25 protein-coding genes are annotated in these 22,839 nt (G+C 64.8%); 10 read left to right on the plus strand and 15 right to left on the minus strand.

Going from position 1 to position 22,839, the window contains the following annotated elements; translation table 11 throughout:
- Positions 1 to 177 precede the first annotated feature (177 nt).
- From ABQY74_RS02620 to sctU, 12 genes are all read right to left on the minus strand, one after another.
- A complete protein-coding gene (locus ABQY74_RS02620; RefSeq protein WP_372470084.1) occupies positions 178 to 1,209 on the minus strand; it encodes a pectate lyase in 1,032 nt (343 codons plus the stop codon).
- A gap of 266 nt (positions 1,210 to 1,475) precedes the next feature.
- Positions 1,476 to 1,958 carry a CesT family type III secretion system chaperone gene (locus tag ABQY74_RS02625; RefSeq protein WP_349793278.1) on the minus strand — a complete coding sequence of 161 codons (483 nt, stop codon included), beginning with the start codon at positions 1,956 to 1,958 and terminating at the stop codon, positions 1,476 to 1,478.
- Positions 1,959 to 2,014: 56 nt separating this feature from the next.
- Positions 2,015 to 2,296, minus strand: coding sequence for an HrpE family protein (gene hrpE, locus ABQY74_RS02630; RefSeq protein WP_349793280.1), 282 nt, complete (start codon positions 2,294 to 2,296; stop codon positions 2,015 to 2,017).
- An 83-nt stretch (positions 2,297 to 2,379) separates the two neighbouring features.
- A complete protein-coding gene (gene hrpD6 / locus ABQY74_RS02635) occupies positions 2,380 to 2,622 on the minus strand; it encodes an HrpD6 family protein (protein ID WP_102255011.1) in 243 nt (80 codons plus the stop codon).
- A 10-nt stretch (positions 2,623 to 2,632) separates the two neighbouring features.
- Entirely contained in the window at positions 2,633 to 3,580 is a 948-nt protein-coding gene (gene hrpD5 / locus ABQY74_RS02640) for an HrpD5 family protein (protein WP_349793469.1), read from the minus strand.
- Positions 3,577 to 4,392: a 4-hydroxyphenylacetate catabolism regulator HpaA gene (locus ABQY74_RS02645; RefSeq protein WP_349793471.1), complete on the minus strand. Its 816-nt coding sequence runs from the start codon at positions 4,390 to 4,392 to the stop codon at positions 3,577 to 3,579. Before ABQY74_RS02645 ends, hrpD5 begins: the two co-directional genes overlap by 4 nt.
- Positions 4,389 to 4,649, minus strand: a complete 261-nt coding sequence (gene sctS / locus ABQY74_RS02650; RefSeq protein ID WP_016901415.1) for a type III secretion system export apparatus subunit SctS — start codon at positions 4,647 to 4,649, stop codon at positions 4,389 to 4,391. Before sctS ends, ABQY74_RS02645 begins: the two co-directional genes overlap by 4 nt.
- 4 nt (positions 4,650 to 4,653) lie before the next feature.
- Positions 4,654 to 5,298 (minus strand): type III secretion system export apparatus subunit SctR, encoded by a 645-nt coding sequence (sctR, locus tag ABQY74_RS02655; protein ID WP_006451038.1) that lies wholly within the window; start codon positions 5,296 to 5,298, stop codon positions 4,654 to 4,656.
- The gene (sctQ, locus tag ABQY74_RS02660) at positions 5,285 to 6,238 is read right to left on the minus strand and encodes a type III secretion system cytoplasmic ring protein SctQ (protein ID WP_349793473.1); all 954 of its coding nucleotides are present in this window, start codon (positions 6,236 to 6,238) and stop codon (positions 5,285 to 5,287) included. The genes sctR and sctQ overlap by 14 nt, the downstream gene beginning before the upstream one ends.
- 90 nt (positions 6,239 to 6,328) lie before the next feature.
- Positions 6,329 to 6,964, minus strand: a complete 636-nt coding sequence (sctP, locus tag ABQY74_RS02665) for a type III secretion system protein SctP (protein WP_349793283.1) — start codon at positions 6,962 to 6,964, stop codon at positions 6,329 to 6,331.
- Positions 6,964 to 8,886, minus strand: coding sequence for an FHIPEP family type III secretion protein (locus ABQY74_RS02670; RefSeq protein WP_349793285.1), 1,923 nt, complete (start codon positions 8,884 to 8,886; stop codon positions 6,964 to 6,966). The genes sctP and ABQY74_RS02670 overlap by 1 nt, the downstream gene beginning before the upstream one ends.
- Before the next feature lie 8 nt (positions 8,887 to 8,894).
- Positions 8,895 to 9,968 (minus strand): type III secretion system export apparatus subunit SctU, encoded by a 1,074-nt coding sequence (gene sctU / locus ABQY74_RS02675; protein ID WP_349793288.1) that lies wholly within the window; start codon positions 9,966 to 9,968, stop codon positions 8,895 to 8,897.
- Between the two features lie 212 nt (positions 9,969 to 10,180).
- On the opposite strand from sctU, the gene ABQY74_RS02680 reads away from it, so the two are divergent.
- From ABQY74_RS02680 to sctC, 9 genes are all read left to right on the plus strand, one after another.
- Positions 10,181 to 10,636 carry an HrpB1 family type III secretion system apparatus protein gene (locus ABQY74_RS02680; protein ID WP_039511079.1) on the plus strand — a complete coding sequence of 152 codons (456 nt, stop codon included), beginning with the start codon at positions 10,181 to 10,183 and terminating at the stop codon, positions 10,634 to 10,636.
- Between the two features lie 31 nt (positions 10,637 to 10,667).
- Positions 10,668 to 11,060: a type III secretion protein HrpB2 gene (locus ABQY74_RS02685; RefSeq protein ID WP_349793290.1), complete on the plus strand. Its 393-nt coding sequence runs from the start codon at positions 10,668 to 10,670 to the stop codon at positions 11,058 to 11,060.
- A 1-nt stretch (position 11,061) separates the two neighbouring features.
- Positions 11,062 to 11,826: a type III secretion system inner membrane ring lipoprotein SctJ gene (gene sctJ, locus ABQY74_RS02690; protein ID WP_047127966.1), complete on the plus strand. Its 765-nt coding sequence runs from the start codon at positions 11,062 to 11,064 to the stop codon at positions 11,824 to 11,826.
- Positions 11,827 to 11,835: 9 nt separating this feature from the next.
- Positions 11,836 to 12,465: a type III secretion protein HrpB4 gene (locus tag ABQY74_RS02695; protein WP_349793293.1), complete on the plus strand. Its 630-nt coding sequence runs from the start codon at positions 11,836 to 11,838 to the stop codon at positions 12,463 to 12,465.
- A complete protein-coding gene (sctL, locus tag ABQY74_RS02700; protein WP_349793295.1) occupies positions 12,450 to 13,151 on the plus strand; it encodes a type III secretion system stator protein SctL in 702 nt (233 codons plus the stop codon). Before ABQY74_RS02695 ends, sctL begins: the two co-directional genes overlap by 16 nt.
- Positions 13,141 to 14,469, plus strand: a complete 1,329-nt coding sequence (gene sctN, locus ABQY74_RS02705; RefSeq protein ID WP_166767799.1) for a type III secretion system ATPase SctN — start codon at positions 13,141 to 13,143, stop codon at positions 14,467 to 14,469. The genes sctL and sctN overlap by 11 nt, the downstream gene beginning before the upstream one ends.
- Entirely contained in the window at positions 14,462 to 14,971 is a 510-nt protein-coding gene (locus tag ABQY74_RS02710) for a type III secretion protein HrpB7 (protein ID WP_104596162.1), read from the plus strand. Before sctN ends, ABQY74_RS02710 begins: the two co-directional genes overlap by 8 nt.
- A complete protein-coding gene (gene sctT, locus ABQY74_RS02715) occupies positions 14,968 to 15,798 on the plus strand; it encodes a type III secretion system export apparatus subunit SctT (RefSeq protein WP_039517019.1) in 831 nt (276 codons plus the stop codon). The genes ABQY74_RS02710 and sctT overlap by 4 nt, the downstream gene beginning before the upstream one ends.
- Before the next feature lie 174 nt (positions 15,799 to 15,972).
- Positions 15,973 to 17,799 (plus strand): type III secretion system outer membrane ring subunit SctC, encoded by a 1,827-nt coding sequence (sctC, locus tag ABQY74_RS02720; RefSeq protein WP_349793298.1) that lies wholly within the window; start codon positions 15,973 to 15,975, stop codon positions 17,797 to 17,799.
- A gap of 76 nt (positions 17,800 to 17,875) precedes the next feature.
- On the opposite strand, the gene xopA is transcribed toward sctC, so the two are convergent.
- Positions 17,876 to 18,517 carry a XopA/Hpa1 family type III secretion system protein gene (gene xopA, locus ABQY74_RS02725; RefSeq protein WP_372470028.1) on the minus strand — a complete coding sequence of 214 codons (642 nt, stop codon included), beginning with the start codon at positions 18,515 to 18,517 and terminating at the stop codon, positions 17,876 to 17,878.
- 134 nt (positions 18,518 to 18,651) lie between these two features.
- Between xopA and ABQY74_RS02730 the strand changes: the two genes are divergently transcribed.
- Positions 18,652 to 19,224 carry a lytic transglycosylase domain-containing protein gene (locus ABQY74_RS02730; protein ID WP_349793477.1) on the plus strand — a complete coding sequence of 191 codons (573 nt, stop codon included), beginning with the start codon at positions 18,652 to 18,654 and terminating at the stop codon, positions 19,222 to 19,224.
- A gap of 125 nt (positions 19,225 to 19,349) precedes the next feature.
- Here the strand turns inward: ABQY74_RS02730 and ABQY74_RS02735 are convergent, their stop codons facing one another.
- Positions 19,350 to 20,912: a hypothetical protein gene (locus ABQY74_RS02735; RefSeq protein WP_349793300.1), complete on the minus strand. Its 1,563-nt coding sequence runs from the start codon at positions 20,910 to 20,912 to the stop codon at positions 19,350 to 19,352.
- 840 nt (positions 20,913 to 21,752) lie between these two features.
- Complete coding sequence (locus ABQY74_RS02740; RefSeq protein WP_349793302.1) at positions 21,753 to 22,577, minus strand: DUF1460 domain-containing protein; 825 nt, start codon at positions 22,575 to 22,577, stop codon at positions 21,753 to 21,755.
- Between the last annotated feature and the right edge of the window lie 262 nt (positions 22,578 to 22,839).

Genomic DNA, 22,839 nt, shown 5'->3' on the forward strand with positions numbered 1-22,839 from the left:
CAGGATCCCCCATATCCTGCTCGCGTGCGTGAACCGGCGCGCCAGGCGCAGGGCATCAACAGTCGATACATCGGTATGCGGCCATTTCGACACCACCCAATGCCGATGCCCGGCAGATGCGGCAACGCCATGCATCTGCCGGGCAGGATCGACGCGTAGCACCGCAGCAGGCTGCGATCAGCCGCTGTAGGCCTTGTAGCCGATGCGTGTCGCCCCGATGGCCTGGGACGCGTCGGGGGCAATCACCTCATTGGGCGCATCGGTCTTCAGGTTTGCCAGCTTCACCGTCGCGCCGGGCGCGTCGGTACGGAACACCGCTTCCTTGACCTGATTGAACTCGCAATTCTCGACCTGAAGATTGGTGTCGATATCGGTATGCCCTCCGTTGGTGCGGAAGACCTTGCTGGCACCCTCGACGGTGTCGCCCGACATCACCACGTCGGCAGCGCCGTTGTCCTGCACGACCTTGTCTGCGGCGTTCTTGAACGTGCAATTGATGATCTCGACCTTCGGCCGGCCGCTGACCTCCGGGCTGCAGCCGGCAATCCCCGCATCATGCTCGCGGTTGCCCTGGCCATCGATGGTGACCGCATCCTCGCTGACATCCTCGTTGACGCAATTGACCATCTTGCCGCTGCCCATGAAATGCACGCCGTCGCCCCCGCCGGTCATGTTGACGTTGCAGAGGCTGCCGCCGTCCTCGACCACGAACAGCGGTTGCTGATGCTCGTCCTGGTTGCCTTTGCCCAGGCAGGGGCCGCCGACGTACAGCTGGTTCTTGCCGTCGAACACCTCCCCCTTGTGCACCACGATGGGCTTGTTCTGGACGCCGGGCGGCGCGGTGACGACCTTGCCGGGAGGAAGTGGCGCCTGCGTACCGTTGGGGCCGGGCGTGACCGGCTGACCGCTGCCGGGCGGCGTTGCCGGTTGACCTGGGCTGGTGGGCGATGCGCCGTTGCCGGCTGCTGTTCCGCTGGTGCTTCCGCTGCCTTTGTTGTTGCTGCCACTGCCACTGCCACTGCCACTGCCGCCGCTGCCATCGCCAGTCCCGCTGCCGTGTTGCCCGCCGGCGTTGGTGGAGCCGGGCGGGTTCGAGGGCGGCAGCGAGGGTGTCGGAGTGGGATTGGTCGGCGGCTGGCCGTCGCTGGATGGCTGATCCTGTGGCTGCAGCATGTCGCTGAGCATGCGTTGCATGCAGTAGGCCAGCATGCTCATGATCACCGCGGTGAGGGCTTGCTGCTGCGATAGGGAGAACGAGGACGGCTGTAAGCTCGCAGTGGTGTGTGAGGGAATGGCGAGATTCATTGGCGAGTGTCCTTGCGAGAGATGAAGGGCGGAAGAAATCCTGCGAGAGGGATAACGGCGCGATAGCGTGGCGGTGGCACGGCGCAGCGGATGCGCAAGGCTCCGACAGCGTGCTGCCGGGTCGTGCCTGTCTCGCGGCAAGCATCAGCCTGCAGGCAAGGTCGAGCACCTCACGCGCGTAGCCACAGATAGTTTCCCGTTGCGATTCCTTCGAACATGTCGTCGTGTGCAATGAAGATGTTGTTGTTCCAGTAACGGCCATGTTCGGCGTAGTGGGCGAGCAGATCGCAGATCCATGCGCCGTCGACGTCGTCGTCCAGCGGCACGCGCACGATCAGGACGATCACACCGGCATCGTTCAATCCCAGTTGCGCCTGGTCCTGTGCGTACACCGACAGGTTGGCTTCCAGCAGCAGCCGGAACACCGTCAGGGTGCGCCCCGCCGGAGCAAGGCCGTAGGAGATGCGTAGATACAGCGCTTCTTCTTCCGGCGCTTGCTGTGCTTCATCGTCGGTCTGGGCTGCAGGCATGTGCAGATAGACTTCAAACCCGTCTACCCAGAGCACACGACTGTTGAGCACCGCCTGCACATCCGGCAGGTCCAGTGCTTCGCACATCTGCTGAACGATCGCTTCGAATCGGGCGCTGCTCATCCGTCATGCAACCTGACGCAGGGCCGCATACCGGCCCCGCGTCATGTCAAAAGCCGTTACTGACCGACCAGGCTTTTTGCATTGTCGCCGGCCTTGCCGATGAACTTGTTGAGCGCCATATTGAAGTCGAGATCGTTCTTGAGCATGGTGATCTTGTTGTTCATGCGCTTTTGATCCTCGTCCGAGGCGGTGAGATCGCCGAGCAGCGAGTCAATCTGCCCGCTCGCCCCATGCGTTGCCGCGGCACCGGACATTCCATTTGAAACGCCTCCGGTAAAGCTGTCCATGCCCTGGCCGAAGCGCGAGTGCAATGAACTCATTTCGGGAAGTAAAGCCATACGAAGACTCCTTAGCAGTTAATTAAAGCGGGGGCGCCTGCCGGCGCGTTTTACCTGGTCGAGGCGACCAAGGAAATCGATGGTCAAGGCATGCCGGCAACATGCGCGACGATGTCGCGCGCGGCGTTGATGCCGTCGTGCAAGACAGTGAAATCGTTGCGCGCGGCCTGATCGCTCGCTGCAGACCAGTGCACACGGAGTTGTTGCGCCGTCGTATGCAGCGCTGCCTCGACGTTGCGCAGTCGCTCGCCGGAGACATCCAGCGCCTTGGTCTGCAAGATCTTGCTCATATCCTGGGTGACCGTGTCTGTCATGGCATCGAACATGGTGCGGTTCTCATGGCGCCGCTTGCTGCGGCAGGGAAGTCAGGTGCTTGGTGCCGTCCGGTGTCTCCACGTAATGCAGTCCTTCAACCAACAGGGCGGCATCGTAGTTCGAAGGCGGTTTTACCGACGGGTCCTGCTGGGTGATGTCCACATGCAGCTTGCGGATCTCCGGGCCCAGATCGCTGCGTAGATCGGCAATCCGCCGGATTGCACGCTCTGCGTTGTCGCTGCTGCCGGCGATGGAAAACACGCCTTGACTGTCGTAGCGAACGTTCAGATCGCGGTCTGCCAGGGTGTCGCGCAGGGTGGCCAGCACCTCATCCACCACCACCACATCGACCGTGACGGCATGTTGATACCGATGCAGTTGTACACGCAGGCGCGCCGCATCCGCGCTGCTCGCCACCAGGCCCTCGACCCGCACGCGCGGGCCGACCTGCTCCACGCGCGCTTCGCGCAAGCCAAGCCGTTTCAGCACGGACCGGACCTGGTTGAGCTGGTTGTCCTGGCTGCGCGCCGGAGCAGCATCGGAGAGAAACGCCGGCAGCAGGGAGGGCAGCAGCGCCGCGGCGGCCAGCGCTAGCATGGCGCCCACCACTGCGCGCATCGCAGTACGCCTGGACCTGGGTGGCGGAGGTGTTGCCGGCGTTGCGGCGGGAGACAGCAACCGCTCCAGCAGTGCCACATCGTCCGGCCAATCGGCCGCGGCCTCACCGATGCAGAGCACCAACGGACCAAACCGCATTGGATGCAGCGCAACAAACGGTGTCGTTGGCAACGCGTCGCTGCGATAACGAACTTGACCATCTGCATCCACCTCGATGATGAGCGGGCAATCAGGCCAGTCTTCGATCCGGATCTCGGCCTGGGGATCGGCGCCCAACGTATAGCTGCCTGGCTGCAAATCTAATCGCGCGCCGGCGTGTATTCCCGTCAGTATGCGAAGTTGCATGGTCATGCACGAATCCGCTGAGCGGCCCCGTCTTGGTGTTCCATCAGTAGCGTGTTCAAACGCGTGACGCCACGCGCACAATCAGCGGGTCTGCGCGGTTTTCCCGCGCTGATCAGCATCAATGGCAGCAGCAGGTTGTAGCTGCGTAGTGCTGGTGTGGGCTCCGGTTGCGCGTGCACCATCTCCACCAGGCGTTTGCGCAAGGTGTCCATGCTTTCGGCAAAGCTGCCCGTCTGGCCGGATTGCAGGTGCTCGCGCATCAACATCCAGACCATGGTGGTCAGCGATGCGGCAACCGGATGGGCAATGCCGATGTCACGCAACTCCACGAACGCAGCGGTGAGGGCGTGCCGTCTGAGCGTCTGGTCACCGGCGCGCGTTGCCGCATAGCGATCGATGACTGCCTGGACACCCGCACGCATATCCTCGTCCCGGTGGACCGGCGAGGCGCTTGGCCACGTCTCTGCCTGCGGATCGCCGGCGTGTGCGCGAGCGCCGGCGCCATGCTGATCGTCCTGGCCTTGCCCCTGTTCCTGCGGCTGAGCGATTGCGATGCTGACCCGGCCGCGTAGCGCCGAGACACGTGCTGCCTCGGCGTCTTCCAGTTCGGCGGCGTCGAGCTCGTCGTCCATGCCATCCAGCGACCGCATGCCGCGTCGCCGCCTGCGCGGCGGAGCGGGGCGCAGACGCGGTGCATGATGTGGCGTGTCCGCCAGCAGCTGTGCGCCAGCGGCCGGCGCATCGGCATGGTGGTGCGATGCGCCGGGCGCGCTCGGCAGCGACGGCGGCACGGCACCTGGCGAAATGCGCCGGATCATGGAAACGCCGCCTGCATCAGCGCCTGGCCGAACTGCATGATCGCCGAGGCGCCCCACGGCGCGGTGATCGCAATGGCCGCCACCACCACCACCAGCTTGAGCGCGAACGAAATCGAGGCATCCTGCAGCGACATCACTGCCTGGATGAAGGCGATCAGCAAGCCAGCCAGCGCGGCAACGCCGACCACCGGCAAGGACACCTTGAGACACAACAACAAGGCTTCGGAGGTGAATCGCACCAGATCGTCATGGTCCATGGCGTCACCGATAACTCAAGACCAGGCCGTGGATCAGCATGGACCAGCCATCCAGCGCCACGAACAACAGCAGCTTGAACGGAATGGCCACGTTGGTCGGCGTCACCTGCGACAGACCCATTGCCATCAACGCATTGGCCACTACCAGATCGATCACGATGAAGACCAGATACAGCAGGAAGCCGATGCGGAACGCCTCGGTCAGCTCGCTGAGCGTGAATGCCGGTGCCAAGACGAGAAGATCGTCCGGCTTGAGCGTGTCGGCCTTGTCCTTGGGCCAGATCTGCTGCGCCGAACGAATGAAGAAGGCTTTCTCGCGCTCGCGCGTGTGCTTGAGCAGGAACTGCCGGAACGGTTCGCGGCAGGCGTCGAGCAGCACCACCACGCGGCTGTTGTCGGCACCGGGGCTGTAGTTCTGCGCGGCCTTGAACGCCTCCATGCCCACCGGCGCCATCACGAAGCACGACACCAGCAACGCGACGCCGTTGAGGACCATGTTCGGTGGCACCTGCTGCACACCGATGGCATTGCGCAGCAAGCCGAGCACCACCACGATCTTGGTGTAGGAGGTCACTACCATCGCTGCGAAGGGCAGCAAGCCCAGCATGATGACCACCAGCAGCAGCGAGCCGACATCAGGCATCTGCATGCGCGGTCTCCGACATGCTGAGGATCTGCACGCCGAGATGTTCGCCCACCGCCAGCAGCCGGCCGATGCCGATGGTCTGGCCGTAGACGACCAGACGGATGTCGGCCTGATCCACCGGCACCGACAGTTCGAGGATCTGGCCGGGCTGCAGGCCCGACAGCACCGACACAGACAGTGCAAGTTGATCCACTTCCAGGTGGACAGGCAGTTCCAGTGCCGCCACATCGGTGGTGGACGATGTGGCATCGAGCTCGGGCATATCGTGCTGCATGGCGGGAGCGGTCTCCAGAATCATCTGTTGCAGGTTCAGGCGTACCGGAGCGCGCAATACCGCGCCTCCAGGGATGCCCCAGAGCAGCTCGCCGTTGCGCACGGGAGCCGGGGCAAGCGCGTGCAGCAGCACATCGCCCGGGCGCAGCGCTTGCAGCAGCGTCGCCGTCGCCGTGCGCTGGCCGATGCGCAGGCGCGTGCTCAGCCGCAGTGCGCCCAGCCAGGCCGGCAGTGGCGATGGCGTCGCCAGCGCAGCGACAGCCGTTTGCAGCGCAGCAAGCAGCACTGGGCTGGCGGTCTCTGCGATCGCGTCGATGCCGCCCAGGGTGATGCCGATCTGCGGGCAATCGGCTGCGTCCGCACAGCGCTCGAACGCGACGACCTCGGCAGTACCCAGCCCGAGCGCTGCGAAGGCATGCAGGAAATCGTTCAACAGCACGCCGGCGATCGCTGCACGCAGGGCGTCGTCGGCTTCGTTCAACAGCGGCGCCAGGCCGTCGCGTGCGGCGATCCGCAACTCCAGGCTGCCGCGATCGAACTGCAACTGCAGGCGCGCCGCCTCCGCCGCCCGGATGCCACGACGTTGCACGGTGAAGCCACACCGCTGCACGGCACGCGCATCGCAAAGCACTCTGCCCAGCTGCGCGCGTGCGGCAGGCACGTGGGTCAGCGCTTGCGACAAGTCGCGTGTCGGTGACGTCGGGCTCGGCTCGGTTGACAAAGCGGGGTCCCTGGTTATGGCTGTGCTGCTGCGTGTGCGCTAGACGACCTCGATGCTGATCTGAAGCGCGCCGCTGAGCGCGGCCTTCAATGCGGTATCCAGACGCTTTCTTCCATTGCAAAGTACCTCGCGCGTCTCGGGCGAGCCGCTGTCGAAGCGAAGCGATAGCTGGTCTGGCGAAAGCCGCAACAACAGCGTGGTCTGCGGCAGGATGTCATGGTTGATCTCCAGCCATGCCTCCCAGATTCCTGCGCCGCGCACCGGCGTGGCGTTGCAGAACTCGGCCACTCGTAGCGCGATGTGGTGGATGGCCATCTGCGCGCGTTGGGTGCGGATCCACTCGGCGGCGATCTGCCGACCCAGCGCGTCGCTGTTCTCGCCTCGGGCGATCTGTCCACGATGACCGTCATCCAGACAGGCTGGCGCGCCTGGCAGCCGCGCAGCGTCGTGACCGTCGCGGGCAGCATCCGCCGCTTCGGGCAGCGGCGCAGTGTCGTCGCCATCCACAGGCGACACCATGTCCGGCAACCCGGGCAGCACGCTGCCCAGGCGCCGGCGCAGTTGCATGAAGCTGACACGCTGCGTCGCACGCACCGGTGCGGGCGCTGCGGGCGGCTGCAGCGGTTTACCGGTGACAGGCAGGATGCGCACGTGGCGAACCGGTGGCTTGCGCATCAAGCCACCACTCTGCCGATCGGCTGCAGCTGCACCTCTGCGCCCAGTTCCTGGAACGAATACACCTCCAGCCAGTTCAGGCGCGCCTCGATCATGCGGCGGACATAACGCCGCACGTCCATCGATGCGACCACTGCCAGTGGATGCCGCGCCTGATCTTCGACGATGCGTTCCACCTGCTCGACCAGCTGATTGGCCTGCTCCGGTGGCAGCGCCAGGAAATTGCCGGCCGGTGTGGCGCGAATCGACTGCCGGATCAACTGTTCCACCGCGTGGTCGAGCATCACCGCAGGCAGCTGCCCGGTGCCTGCGGTCGCGGTGTGCGCAAGATAGCGGCCGAGATCGCAGCGCACATACTCGGTCAGCATCAGCAGATCCTTTTCCTTCGGTCCCCACACCACCAGGCTCTCCAGGATGCTTTTGATGTTGCGCACCGGGATGCGTTCTTCCAGCAGCCGGCGCAAGACATCGGCGATGCGCTGCGCGGGCATGGCCTTGTTGACCTCTGCCACCAGCCCGGGATAGTCCGCGCTCACCTGTTCCAGCATCCACTGCGTTTCCTGGATGCCGACGAACAGATGCGCGCGTGCACGCAGCGGTGCGATGGCCTGTTGGGCCAGCGCTTTCTGCAGGTCCGCGGTATTGCTCAACGTGTTGCGGGTTTCCGGGACGTCGTGAATCAGCACTTCGTACTGCAGGTCCTGCAGGGAGTCGCTCTGCCAGATCGCGATCCCCGGAAACGGCAGGCCCAGCAGTTCCACCAGTTGCCGGCGCTCGCTCTCGATCGCCTGGTCCAGCAGCGCCGGGTCGAGCTGCGCAGCCAATTGCGGCGACAGCCGCATCGACAGGGGTGAGGCAAAATCCGGCGCGCTCTTGCGGATGTGCGGCGCATCGCCCTTGGCCCCCTTGCGGCTGGTCGATGGCAGCGTGTGCTGATCGCTGCCGCTGAGATCGCGTTGCTTGCGCCAGATCGTATAGCCGCCTGCGCCCACGGCCGCCGCCAGCAGCAGGAACAGTAGCGCGGGGAACCCCGGAACGAACGCAAAGCAGGCGAGCAGCACGCTCGCCGCCAGCAAGGCGCGCGCATTGCCGGTGAGCTGGCGGCCGATCTCTAGCCCGAGCGAGCTGATCCTGGCCTCGTTCTCGTTGGCAACACGGGTGATCATGACGCCGGCCGCCACCGAGATCAGCAGCGAGGCGATCTGCGACACCATCGCATCGCCCACCGACAGGATCGCAAAGCGGTTGGCCGCCTCGCCTGCGCTCATGGCGTGGTAGGTCACGCCCACCACGATGCCGGCCAGGATGTTCACCATGGTGATCACCAGGCCGGCGATGGCGTCGCCCTTGACGAATTTCATCGCGCCATCCATGCCGCCGTGCAGTTGACTCTCGATGGCCAGCCGCGCGCGCTTGCTGCGTGCTTCCTCTGCGCTCAGGTTGCCGCCGCGCAGGTCGGCATCGATGCTCATCTGCTTGCCGGGCATCGCATCCAGGGTGAAGCGCGCACCCACTTCGGCAACGCGCTCGGAGCCTTTGGCGATCACGATGAACTGCACCGTGGTGATGATCAGGAACACCACCAGGCCCACCACCAGGTTGCCGCCGACCACCAGCTCGCCGAAGCTCTCGATGATGTGGCCGGCCTCGGCATGCAGCAGGATCGATTTTGTCGACGCGATGTTCAACGATAGCCGCAGCAGCGTGGTGAACAGCAGCAACGAGGGAAACGAGGACAGCGAGATCGAGTCCGGGACATACATCGTGACCATCAGCAGCACCACGCTGAGGGTGATATTGATGCCCAGCAGCGTGTCGATCAGCGGGGTGGGCAACGGCAAGATCATCAGGCCGATGACCGCCACCACCAAGGCGGCGATCGCCACTTCACCGGTGTATGCGAAATAGCGTGTCAGGCGCATGCGATCTCCTAGCAGGGCAGCGGACCGCTGCCGTCATCGTTGTCGCGGCCCAGCGCATCGACCCAGCGCAGTACCACCGCCACCGTTTCGAACAGCGCTTCAGGCACCGCCTCGCCCAGCTCGACCTGATGCAGCGCACGCGCCAATGGCGGGTTCGCCACGATCGGAATGCCCTGGTTGTGCGCATAGGCACGCAGTTCCAGCGCACCGTCGTCCACGCCCTTGGCAACCACTTGCGGCAGACCGAAGCCGTCCGGTTCGTAGGCGAGCGCGACGGCGTAATGGGTCGGGTTGACCACCATCACCTTGGCCTTGGCAACGCGCTCGCGCGGGTCGCCGAAGACCAGTTCCTTGGCGAATTCCTTGCGCTTTCCCTTTACTTCCGGGTCGCCTTCGCTCTCCTTGTGTTCGCGCTTCTGCTCGTCCTTGCTCATGCGCTTGTCGCGAATGAACAGCCAATGCTGCACGCTCCAATCCGCCGCGCCGACCAGCACGAACACCAGCGCCGCCAGGGCGCACAGAACCCCCAATGCGCGCCAGCCGATCTGTGCGATGTCGGCCGTTGGTTGGTAGGCGAGCCCGATGATGGTCGGCATGAGTGCACGAAGGCCATACCACAGCACCACGCCGATCACTGCGGCCTTGATGCCCAGCTTCAGCAGGTTGATGAGACTGCGTAACGAAAAGAGTTTTTTGACGCCGTTCACGGGGTTGAGCGAATCGAACTTGGGCGTGACCGGTTTGAGCGAGGCATTGAGCCCGGTCTGCAGGAAGCTGCCGATCAATCCCGCGGCCAGGCAGGCCGCCACGAAGGGCAGCGTCAGCAACACGCCCTGGATGCCGATGCGACCGAGCGCACGGTGCAATGCGGTGGCATCGCGCGTATTGGCGCTGAAATCCAAACCGATCGACATCAATGCACGCAGGTGTTCGACAAAATAGCTGCCTGCCAGTTTCAGCACCAACAGCGCGGCCAGCAGTACCGCGGCGGCAGTGACATCCGGGCTGATCGGGACTTCCCCATCCCTGCGCGCATCCTGCAGTTTCTTTTCGGTCGGCTTCTCGGTCTTCTCATCCGACATGGCGATCTCCGGCCGCTGTTGCTGCACGCCGATTCTGGTCGAGCCATCGTCAGGCGATCCGCTTCCAGGGCGAACGTGTGCATGGGTGGACGAAGCACGATGTGTTTGTTCGCGATGGTATTCCGATGTTCGCTTCTGAAAAGTCTTGCTGGGCGCCGACGCGTACGTTACGCACGCATGCTGTCCACAGCCATTGAATGACGAGGTGCGGTATGGAAAACATCGAATGTCCTGGTTCGGTCGTGAGTGGGCTGATCGAATTGATCACGGTCGGGCTGACCCACGAAAAACTCGAAGAGGCCGCAGCGGTGCTGGCCGCCGTGCGGGTACTGCGGCCGGAGCTGAAGGCGCTGGATACCTTCGACGCCTGGATTGCGATCAAGCGCGGCAGTTATCTGGAGGGCGCGCGCCTGCTGCGTGAGCTGGAGGCCGATGCAGGCTCCAAGCCGTTGTGCAAGGCCTTGTACGCGTGTTGCCTGTTTGCGGTGGGCGACCCGTCGTGGCATGGCATTGCAGACGGCCTGATCGAAGAAGACGCCGATGCCGACGCCGTTGGCCTGGTCAAGGCGCTGTCAGGCCGCTACACGCCGGCACCCGCACAGCTGGAAGCGGCGGCAGAATCCGCCACGCCGATGGAAGTTCCCAACGCCCAGTATCTGCGCGCCTGAGCCGGACCTCACCCCGCCTGCGGAACATGTCATGACGCTGATTCCTCCTGTTGCACCGGTCACTGCCGGTACCGGCCTGTCCACCTCAGCAGTGTCGCCGATGGCGACGCCGAACCAGGCGCTGGTCAACCGCTTCCAGGCACTGATGCAGTCCTCCAGCCCGCTGCCGCCTGCCACGCAGCGTGTCGGCGAGCCGAGCATGGTGAGCCGCATGGTCAACGTGCAGAACGATGGCGTGCGCAGCATGACCGAGCATATCGATGCCTTCAGCATGCAGGCGCCGACCATGGGCCTGCAGGAAATGGCCTCGCAGCAAATGAAGTTGATGCACGAGCTGACGATGGTCGGCTTCAACCTCAATGTCAGCGTTGGCGTGGCACAGTCGGGCAAGAACGCCGTGCAGACGCTGTTCAAGAACCAATAGCATGCGAACGCTCAGATATCTGGTGGTGTTGCTGCTGGCACTGCTGCTGTCAGGCTGCGACCAGCAGCTGTATTCCGGGCTGACCGAGAACGATGCCAACGACATGCTCGCCGTGTTGCTGACGGCCGGTGTGGATGCGGACAAGGTCACCCCCGATGACGGCAAGACCTGGGCGGTCAACGCGCCGCACGATCAGGTGTCGTACGCGTTGCAGGTGCTGCGCGCGCATGGCATGCCGCACGAGCGGCACGCCAATCTCGGCGAGATGTTCAAGAAGGACGGCCTGATTTCCACACCCACCGAAGAACGCGTGCGCTTCATCTACGGCGTGTCGCAGCAGCTGTCGCAGACCTTGTCGAATATCGACGGCGTGATCGCGGCCGATGTGGAGATCGTGCTTCCCAACAACGATCCGCTGTCCACTTCGGTCAAACCCTCCAGCGCCGCGGTGTTCATCAAGTTTCGCGTCGGTAGCGATCTGACCAGCCTGGTGCCCAGCATCAAGACGCTGGTGATGCACAGCGTGGAAGGGCTGACCTACGAGAACGTCAGCGTCACGCTGGTGCCTGGTGGCGCGGAAAGTGATGCGCAGTTTTCCGCATCGCCACCGCCACGTGCCTGGGCGTGGCCGTGGCTGGCCGGTTGCGCGCTGGCGCTGTGCGTGGCGCTCGCTGCCGCAGCGCTGTACTGGTGGCCGAACGCCAATGCACGCCGCTGGGGCGGCTGGCAGCGCCTGCGCGAGTTGTCCAGAAAACATGCTGGGTGAGGCCGGCGGATGGATAAGTCACGCATCGACGACGCGGCACTGTGGCTTCAACGCGGCACGGCGGCGCTGTCCGCGCTGGCGCAATCGCTGGATGCAGACCGGGTGGCCCACTGGCTGGGCCCGGCCGCTGCGTCGGGTTGGGAAGGTGCGCCTGCGCAGCGTCGTGTGCGCGTGGTCCAGGCCTGGACGGGGTGGTCGAGCATGCCGCCCTGTGCGCTGGATCCGCTGGCCAGCCGGCTGGGCATGCTGGCGCCCGAACTGCTCGCCAAAGTGTTGATGAGCCGCGCGTTGTTCTCGCGTGCATTGGCGCTACGCCGCTGCATCGAGCGCGAGCGCCTGAGCTGGTTCGAGCAGCGGGTGGGGCAGGCAGTGCTCGACCATGTGCGCCATCGCACGGTCACCGGCATGACAGCGCCGCTGTTGCCGCGCGATGCCGACCCGGCGGCATGGGTCGGCGATGGCTGGCGTCGCCTGGCGGCCGATGGCGCCTGGCCCGACCCCTGCGTCGCCAAGGTGATCGCGCTGTCCTTGCCGTTGGGCGCTGCCCGCGTGGCACCCGTCGCTGCAGATGGCGCCAGCGATGCCTTCCTGCAGGCGCTTCCCACCTTGCTGCCGGAGCTGCTATGCGTCTGTGGCTGAGGTCCACGCAGGAGGCGGTGGGACTGGACGGCGACGTCATTCCCCGCGAGGCGTTGGCCTGTGTGCTGGAACTGGATGCCGCGGCTGCACAGGTGCACGCGCGGTGCGCGCAGACGTTGGCGGACGCCCAGGCGCGTGCGCAGGCGCTGATCGACGATGCGCAGCAGCAGGCCGAGGCGATCCTCAACGATGCCCGGGACAAGGCGGAGCGCAGCGCACGGTTGGGCTATGCCGCCGGGTTGCGCCGCCAGCTCGACGCATGGAACGAGCACGGCGTACGCCATGCCTTCGCGGCCGAGGATGCCGCGCAGCGCGCCCGCGAGCGTCTGGCCGGGATCGTCGCGCATGCCTGCGCACAGGTCCTGCACGGGCACGATCCCGCTGCGCTGTACGCGCGCGCCGCACAGGCGCTGGACGGTGCGTTGGACGAGGCCAAGGGCCTGCGGGTGAGCGTGCATCCGGATGCGCTGGACGACGCGCGGCGCGCCTTCGATGCGGCCGCGGCGGCCGCCGGCTGGGCCATGCCGGTGGAACTGTGCGGCGACGCGCAGCTGGCGCTGGGCGCCTGCGTATGCGAATGGGATACCGGCGTGTTCGAGGCCGATCTGCGCGATCAGCTGCGCAGCCTGCAGCGGGTCATCCGCCGCGTCCTGGCCGCGCCGCAGGCGGTGCAAGATGACGGTTGAGATGCCGCTGCTGGAGGCAACGCTCGAGCGCGAACTGGCTGCGCTGGCCTTCGGCCGACGCTACGGCAAGGTGGTCGAAGTGATCGGCACCATGCTCAAGGTTGCCGGGGTGCAGGTCAGCCTGGGCGAGGTGTGCGAGTTGCGCCAGCGCGATGGCAGGCTGTTGCAGCGCGCCGAGGTGGTGGGCTTCAGTCGCAATCTCGCCTTGTTGGCGCCGTTCGGCGAATTGCTGGGCTTATCGCGCGAGACGCGTGTGATCGGGTCGGGGCGCCCCTTGGCGGTGCCGGTCGGGTCGGCGCTGCTGGGACGCGTGCTCGATGGCCTGGGCGAGCCGGCCGACGGCCAGGGGCCGGTCGACGGCGACGGCTGGGTGCAGATCCAGGCGCAGGCGCCGGACCCGATGCGCCGGCGCCTGATCGAACAACCGATGCCGACCGGCGTGCGCATCGTCGATGGCCTGATGACGCTGGGCGAAGGCCAGCGCATGGGCATCTTCGCCGCCGCCGGCGTCGGCAAGAGCACCTTGATGGGCATGTTCGCGCGCGGCACGCAGTGCGACGTCAACGTGATCGTGCTGATCGGCGAGCGCGGACGCGAAGTGCGTGAGTTCATCGAGATGATTCTTGGCCAGGATGGCCTGGCGCGCAGCGTGGTGGTGTGCGCCACCTCCGACCGCTCCTCCATCGAGCGCGCCAAGGCAGCCTATGTCGGCACCGCCATCGCCGAATATTTTCGCGATCAGGGCCTGCGCGTGCTGCTGATGATGGACTCGCTGACCCGCTTTGCCCGCGCGCAACGCGAGATCGGTCTGGCCGCCGGCGAGCCGCCCACCCGGCGCGGCTTCCCGCCGTCGGTGTTCGCCGAGCTGCCGCGCCTGCTAGAACGTGCCGGCATGGGCGAGACCGGCTCGATCACCGCCTTCTACACCGTACTGGCCGAGGACGACACCGGCAGCGATCCGATCGCCGAGGAAGTGCGCGGCATCCTGGACGGGCATCTGATTCTGTCGCGCGAGATCGCCGCCAGGAACCAGTACCCGGCCATCGATGTGCTGGGAAGCCTGAGCCGGGTGATGAGCCAGATCGTGTCTGCCGAGCAACGTCAGTCCGCCGGCCAGCTGCGGCGACTGCTGGCCAAGTACAACGAGGTGGAGACCTTGCTGCAGGTCGGCGAATACCGCCAGGGCAGCGATGCGGTCGCCGACCAGGCAATCGCCAGGATCGACGCGATTCGCGACTTCCTCAGCCAGCCCACCGATCAGCTCAGTGACTACGACACCACCCTGGAGCAGCTTGCCGGCGTGATCGACGATGCGTGAGCGTGCCAGCACCTGGGCGACATTGCAGCAGCTGAAGACGCGCCGTCACGCGCGGATGCAGGACCGTCTGGGCGACTGCAGGCGTGCGCTGGCGCAGTGCGAGCGCGAACGCGTCAGTTGCAGTCAGGAGGCCAGCGCCTGCACTGCGCGTCTGGCCGCGTTCGATGACACGCTGGCCGACAAGGCCGGCGCGGGTGAGCCGATCGGCATTGAGGCGATCCTGCAGCACCAGCGCTTCCGCGCCGTGCTGGAAGAGCGCTGCCGCGCCGCAGAGCAGGCATTGGTCGCAGCGACGCAGGCGGTGCAGAGCGCACGCGACGAGACCGCATCAGTGCAACAGGCACTGAGCAAACTGCAGGCGCAGGCGGATGCGTATGCGCAGAAAGCCGCCCACGCGCAGCGTGCCTGGCAGGCACAACGCGACGTGGCCGAAGAGGAAGACGCGATCGAGGCCCTGGTCGGGCTGCGCCTGCATCGTGCCGCGCGCGGAGTGCGGCAATGAGCGACACCGCCACCGCGCTACTGGCGCTGTCGTCCCAGGGCGTGTCGTTGCTGACCTTGCTGGCGTTGTGCGGGGTGCGCGTGTTCGTGATGTTCTTCGTGCTGCCGGCCACGGCACAGGACAGTCTTCCGGGGATGGCGCGCAACGGCGTGATCTATGTGCTCAGTTCCTTCATCGCCTACGGACAGCCGGCCGATGCGCTGGCCAGGATCGAAGCAGCCGGCCTGGTCGGGCTGGTGTTCAAGGAAGCCTTCATTGGCCTGATGATCGGGTTTGCCGCATCCACGGTGTTCTGGATTGCCGAGAGCGTGGGCCTGCTGATCGACGATGTGTCCGGCTACAACAACGTGCAGATGACCAACCCGCTGAGCGGTGAGCAGAGCACGCCGGTCTCCACGGTGTTGATGCAGCTGGCGATCGTGTCCTTCTACGCGCTGGGCGGCATGCTGATGCTGCTCGGTACGCTGTTCGAATCGTTTCGTTGGTGGCCGTTGAGTCAGCTCACGCCGGACATGGGGGCGGTCGCCGAATCCTTCGTCATCCAGCAGACCGACGGCATGATGGCCGCAATCGTCAAGCTGGCCGCACCGCTGATGTTGGTACTGGTGCTGGTGGATCTGGCCATCGGCTTTGTGGCCCGCGCTGCCGACAAGCTGGAGCCTTCCAATCTGAGCCAGCCGATCCGTGGGGTCCTGGCGCTGCTGCTGCTCGCGTTGCTGACCAGCGTGTTCATTGCGCAATCCGGTGACGCACTTAGCTTCATCCACTTCCAGCAGCAGTTGCACGATGCCGCCAACATCGGCGGCAAAGGAGGCGCAGCGAATTGATCATTGTTGAGACATCGCCTGCGATGAGCTGCCTACACTGACTGCACAGCCCAGGATTTGCTGTTTGACGCCGTGTCTGCAGCCGCCTGCATTCGGCACGCAATCCGCGGCCGACGCCTGCCTGCCAGGTGCCGCCCCATCGACTTCTTTCACTTGCCTCGCAGAGGGAACGCCATGGCATACGCCTGTCCTCCAGTTCACCGCCATCGACGTGCGCCATTGGCCGCCGCGTTGCTATTGAGTCTGCTGCCGCTGCTGCCGTCGCATGCCACTGCCGCACAGGTGCCGTGGCATTCGCGCAGCTTCAAATACGTTGCCGACCACAAGGATCTCAAGGAAGTACTGCGCGACCTGTCCGCCAGCCAATCCATCACCACCTGGATTTCACCGGAAGTGACCGGCACGCTCAGTGGCAAGTTTGAGGCCAGCCCGCAGAAATTCCTCGACGATCTGTCTGCGACGTTCGGCTTCGTCTGGTATTACGACGGTGCCGTGCTCAGGATCTGGGGCGCCAACGAAACCAAGAATGTAACCTTGAATCTGGGTGCTGCATCGACCAGTGCGCTGCGCGATGCGCTTGCACGCATGCGGCTGGACGATCCGCGCTTTCCGGTCCGTTACGACGAGGCGGCGCACGTGGCGGTGGTGTCCGGCCCGCCGGGTTATGTGGATACCGTCGCTGCGATCGCCAGGCAGGTCGAGCAGGGCGCGCGCCAACGCGATGCCACCGAAGTGCAGGTGTTTCAGCTGCATTACGCGCAGGCCGCCGATCACAGCACCCGCATCGGTGGGCAGGACGTCCAGGTGCCGGGCATGGCCAGCCTGTTGCGCAGCATGTACGGCGTGCATGGCGCACCCACTGCGGCGCTGCCGGGGCCGGGTGCCAATTTCGGGCGGGTGCAACCGATCGGCGGCGGCTCATCCAATACCTTCGGCAACAACGGTCAGGCCCAGAATGGCGGCGGCAGCAACGGCGGCAATGGCATTCTCGGCCTGCCTGCATCGTGGTTCGGCGGTGGCTCGCCGTCCGATCGGGTGCCGGTCAGCCCGCCGTTGCCGGGTACGGGCGCCAATGCGCCGGCCAGTGTGTGGCCGGAGATGAGCCAGGCGCGCCGCGACACGCCACTGGCGGTGGATGCAGGCAGCGGCGGCGAGTTGGCATCGGACGCGCCGGTGATCGAAGCCGACCCGCGCACCAACGCCATCCTCATCCGCGACCGCCCCGAGCGCATGGCCGCCTATGGCAGCTTGATCCAGCAGCTCGACAACCGCCCCAAGCTGCTGCAGATCGATGCCACCATCATCGAGATCCGCGACGGCGCCATGCAGGATCTGGGCGTGGACTGGCGTTTCCACAGCCGGCGTGTGGATGTGCAGACCGGCGACGGCCGTGGCGGCCAGCTTGGCTACGACGGCAGCTTGAGCGGTGCGGCGGCGGCGGGGGCAAGCGCTCCGTTGGGCGGCACCTTGACGGCGGTTCTGGGCGACGCCGGGCGTTACCTGATGACGCGTGTGTCGGCGCTCGAGCAGACCAACAAGGCCAAGATCGTGTCCACCCCGCAGGTGGCGACGCTGGACAACGTGGAGGCGGTGATGGACCACAAGCAGCAGGCCTTCGTGCGTGTCAGCGGTTATGCATCCGCGGACCTCTACAACCTGTCCGCCGGTGTGTCGCTACGCGTATTGCCGAGTGTGGTGCCGGGCTCGCCCGACGGACAGATGCGCCTGGATGTGCGTATCGAAGACGGGCAGTTGGGCGCCAATACCGTCGATGGCATTCCCGTCATCACTTCCAGCGAGATCACCACCCAGGCATTCGTCAACGAAGGCCAGAGCCTGCTGATCGCCGGCTATGCCCAGGATACTGATCAGACCGATCTGAACAAGGTGCCCGGGCTGTCCAGGATTCCACTGGTGGGTAACCTGTTCAAGCACCGCCAGCAGGGCGGATCGCGGCTGCAGCGCTTGTTCCTGCTGACCCCGCATATCGTTTCGCCCTGAGCAGGGCAGCGGGGCAGTCGATGGTGTTGCAACGTGCAGGCTGCCGCATGGCCCGGCAGCCTGCACGCAGTGCCGATCAGGCCTGGCCGGTGATGCTCGACAGGTTGGCGTTGAAGCCGCCACCCAGGCTGTTGCCGCCCAGGCTGCTGTTGACCGAACCGCCACCGCCTACGCCGGCGCCGGCGCCGCCCTGGTTCTGCATCAGCTGCATCACGATCTGCATCAAGATCTGCGTCAACGGACTCAGGCCGTCCTGCTGACCGTTCTGCGGCTGGTCGTTGCCGCATTCCTGATTGGCATCGCTGCCCTGGCTCTGCTGAAGCATCATCATGATGAACATGGCGAGCAACTGATCCAGCTGTTGCTCGGAGCCAGCCGAAGACGAGCGCTGACCGGAGTCCTGAGTTTGCTGGGGGCCGATGCCCATCGTCTGCACGTTGCTGCTGAAGTTGGAAAAGTTTCCGATAGATGAGTCCATGGTGATTCCCGTCTCATGTGGTTGACTGGGTACATCGCGGTTGCCGGAAAGCTGCCACGGCAAGGTCGCAACGGGGACGCTGCATTGCCCCGTCCGCAAGGTAGAAGAGGTACCGGTGATGCATCGGCAAGGACGCGAAAGCGCGCTTTTGCTTGCGAACGTCGCGGCGGAAAAATATCCGGAATACACTGGAAAACAGCTGCATTGCAACGATGCGTGGGGTGATTTCGTTTCGGTCATAGACGTTTCGTGCAGCAAGTGCATGCGTGTGCATGGTGCCGTTATGGTGTTGCGATCGAGCGGGGGTTGGATCAGCCGGGGATGCCTGTCCACTCCGCGACGTTGCTGGAATCAACGACGATCAGGTGACAGACATGACAGAGACCGATACGCCGACCACGTGTCCGTCTGTGCACGGCACGGGTGTTGGCCGTCCACAGCAGTGGGCCACGCTCTCCAGAAGCCTGCCCGTGGGCGAGCACTGCTACGCGCTCCGGCCCGGGCAGGCGCCCGCTTCCCGGCGCCGGGTGTTGATTGCGGCGGCGTTGCTATGCGCCGCGCCACTCGCACGCGCAGACTGCTTCGAAGAGGCCGCCGGCTATCAACACGTCAATCCATGGGTGCTGCGCGCCATCGCATGGCAGGAATCACGCGGCCGTGCCGACGCGATCCATCGCAACAACAACGGCACGGTCGACTACGGAAAGATGCAGATCAACTCGATCCACCTGCGCCGTCTTTCCAGCTACGGCATCTCCAGGGACGCGTTGATGCAGCCGTGCGTCAGCGTGTATGTCGCCGCCTGGCGGCTGCGCGAGATGACCAATAAATACGGAAATACCTGGGCCGCCGTCGGTGCCTATCATTCCGAAACGCCCGCCGAGCGCGACAAGTATGCGCGTGCCATCCACGCGATTCTGAGCAAGCGCGGCGTGGTCGCCGAGTAACGCTGCTGCACGCGGCGGTGGCGCACTGCGTTGCTTGCCTGCCCGCATTGCGTGCCCAGAGGTAGTGCGGTGGGCATACACACCGCGCCCACCGGATGGCGAGCGCGATGGTTTGATCGCCGTGCTTACCCGGCCTGCGAGCGAGCCGCCTCGGCTGCGCGAACGGCCCCATCGGCCTGCCAGGTGGCGCCGATGGTCTTGTACTGCATGCCGGCGGCCACGCCGGACACCGTGTTGGAGAGCAGGCCGCTGCGTGCGGGCGACAGCCCGACCCAGGCGCCAATCATGTTGATGGCGGTACCAAGCGCGATATTGGAATTGATGGCGGCCGTGCGGGCGACCGAATGATCCATGACCCTCTCGTAATCCTCGCGCTTGCCCTTCCACTCCGGTTCCCAGATCTGCTTGGTACCGGCCTGGTCGGCTTCGTGCTGGGTGACATTGATCCAGTCCGCCGTTTCCAGGCCGACATTCAAGGCCGCCGTCATCGCCGATTGACGCAAGATGACGCTGGTCGCCTCGCCCTTGGTGAAAGGCGAGTTCAGGCCGGCCCAGCGCTGCCGGGCCGCTGCAAAGTCCGGCGACGCCAGCTCGTTCGACGCCAGGTTGGCCAGCACGTTGGCCATGCCGTAGAACCTGCCGGCGCTGGTGATGTGCGGATCGCTGATGCCACCATTGGAGCGGGCCGGGTCTTGCATTCCCACCATCTTGAAAGTGGCCTGGATGGTGTCGCGGGCTGCGGCATAGGCGGCGATCTTCAGGTCGCTGGCCAGCAGCCTGGCAGCCAGCTCCGGTTGGCCGGATGCCTTGCCGGCCGCACCCACGGCGATGTTGCTCAGGATGCCGCCGAGCGCGAGCCGGGTGACCAGATTCGAATAATGCTGCTGTTCTTCTCTCCTGCTTCCCTGTTCTTGGACGGACAATGCATCCCACTGTTCGAGACTGAGATTGTGGAAGCCCCGCGCAGCCGCGTCCGGATTGCGGTTCTCGCGGTTGCGTCGCAGCGTATGCAGCGCCATCTGCAGCGTGCCGGAAACGGCCTGCATGGCGACCGCCGCTTCGGGCGGAAGCTGGCGGAGCGCGGCAAACAATCCTTCGCCCAGCAACTCACGTGCGAACGTGGTCGGTCCCACCGAACTGGCCTGGTGCACAAGATGCCCCAGCGCCGCACCCAGGTATTGTCCGTCGAAACTGGTCGGGACTATGCCGTGCGCTGCCGCCGCCACCGCGCTGGCAGTCGGCCCGAACACGGCGCTTGCGCCACGCACTGCACCGCTCCTGATCGATGCAGCCAGTGCACCCAAGCGCTCGCTGCGTGTCGGCGTGGTGGTGGCTGCAGGTGTGGGCACCGGCGGATCGGGTGGTGCAGCGTGTTCGTGGTCAATGGACGACGTCTCTGCTGCTGACAGGAAGTCCACGGCGTCGAAGAAGCGCTCGCTGGTGCTGTTGTCGGCATGCAGCAGCGGGCTCTCACCGCCGTGCTGGTTTATGTCGGCAGCGCTGCCGGATTTTGTGCCGCGTTCCGGGTTGCTGCGCCGTCCGGACGGTCTGGGAGCCAGGCGCGACAATGCAGGGTTCCCTGCGGGCGTCGGCGCCGTGTTGTGCTGTTGTGGCGGCGCTATGTCGATCACGACGTCTGTATCGGTCGGTCGTGGTGGCTGGGAAGCACTCGCTGAAGGGGTCTTCATCACGGCATGTCCTCGCTGTGGGGGGAAGGGCGGCGTGCTGCCGCCCGGGCTTGCGCGGCTGCTGACGTGAGGCATCGATGGCTGACACCTCATTCGATGGGCGCATGGCGGTGCCGGCCTCGATTGCAGCGCACAGCTCGCTGTTGGCAGGCAACGCGCGCGACAGCACGGTCGACGTGCGCCACGCAGACACGGTCTGGCGTAGCTGCCGCCATCAACGGTTCGGAGAATTGCAGTGCGGACTTCCCAGCGTGCAATCGAAATGCTCAGGCGTGCCTGGCATTCACGGCCACCTTGTGTGGCATGCGTCATCGTCGTCAGTGACTCGAAAATGACATCAAGCTGCAGACCCGGGACGCTTCACCTGCGAAAGGATCATTCCGCAACGGAAAAAGACGTTTTTCCTGCAGATGAAATGTGTCTGCTGTCGCGCGGGTCTTCGCCTACCTGGCTATTCCGTCGTGCCCGCAGCGACGATTCCTGTCGAGATGCAGCGTGGTTCGATTGAGGAGCCTGCGCAAGCAGCGAGCTCGGGATGCGGCCATGATGCTGGCCACCTGAGTGCCAATCGATGCACACGAGGCACCCAGGCACGCGGCCGTGCTTGTTGCTTCGGGAGATGCGGGATGAAGAAGCACGCGGCATTGTGGCTGGCGGACACGCGTGCCCTTCCCGGCATCGGCCCATCGCGCCGCAGCAAGGCCCAGCGAAGATCACTCGGCTGCAGGCCGCTGAAGTCGCGTCATGCAAGCACGCCAGCTGTTGCTTCCGTGCGGGCGTCGCATCCATTGCAGTCGACGCGCCCAGGTGAGCGGCCGACAATGAAGGCAGAGGTGACGTTTACTCCTTGGCTCTATAAACGATGATTTCCGGTGTTCTCGCCACGTATTCCATGAATGGCGAGTCGACGACCTTTTCGTTTTCCTTGCGTGAGGAGGCGTTGCGTAACACCGGGCCTGTGTCGGTCATGATGAAGAATCCGACCTGCGTGACATCCAGCCCGGCCAGATGGGTATAGATGCCGATGAAATCCCCGGTACGCAGCTTGCGGATGACGCTGCCGTCGATGTGCTCGGTGGGGATATAGGTGACAGCCCGGTCGACGACCGGCAAGCCGGGCAGATAGTTGCTGCCGTCTGCTTTCAAGTTGAGCTGCTTCATCACGGTTACAGTGTCGGTGCTGATCCGTGTGGTGATATCGGTGGCAAGCTCGTACGGCCGGTTCGCCCAGTCGGTAAAAAAGTGCTTGCGGTGCGTAAAGCTGACGACACCGTCGACATAGCGGGTAAAGACAAGGTTGTTGACGAAGTCCTGCTGTGAGTGCGACTTCCGGGCTGCTTCGACATAGTCCAGATAGGTGAAGCAGTCCAAGCCGGTAAAGTCCACGATCAATTTCTCTGGCACCGTGGCCGAACCCTGCAGCACGTTTGCGCGATAAGGCGTTTCCAAAAACTGCGCAGAGACCAGGTCGATCATGTGCCCGGTGCTCAGGCCGCGATGCCGTGAGGTCTCCTCCAGCACGGCGTTCAACTTGTTTGCTGTGTAGGCATCCATCTGCACGCGTGCTGGCGATGCTTCTGGCGCGCTTTCAGCCCGGGCGCAGCATCCGGTTGCACAGGTGATGGCGAGCAGTGTGACAGGGAGCCATCGCGCTTCTCTGGACATGTCCATCTCCAAACACAGGGCAGGCGAGATGTAGATTGCCGCTCGTGTAGTGTCACCCATGTTGCTGTAGCGCCAAAGACCGGGCTTCGCGTCTGTCTCCATGGGTGCGTATGTGACGTACGCCGCCTGGAAGCCGGCTAGGCAGCGGGGACATGAAGAAATATTTCAGCGCCCGCGACGAAATGCTGGATGCGCGTGGAAGTAACACGTCGATGGCAATGCCGTGAGGCTGCGCATCCACTGACGCCATCGGTTGGTCCCG

The sequence above is a fragment of the Xanthomonas sp. WHRI 7064 genome (genome assembly GCF_040202355.2).
In the GTDB taxonomy this organism is placed as follows: domain Bacteria; phylum Pseudomonadota; class Gammaproteobacteria; order Xanthomonadales; family Xanthomonadaceae; genus Xanthomonas; species Xanthomonas arboricola.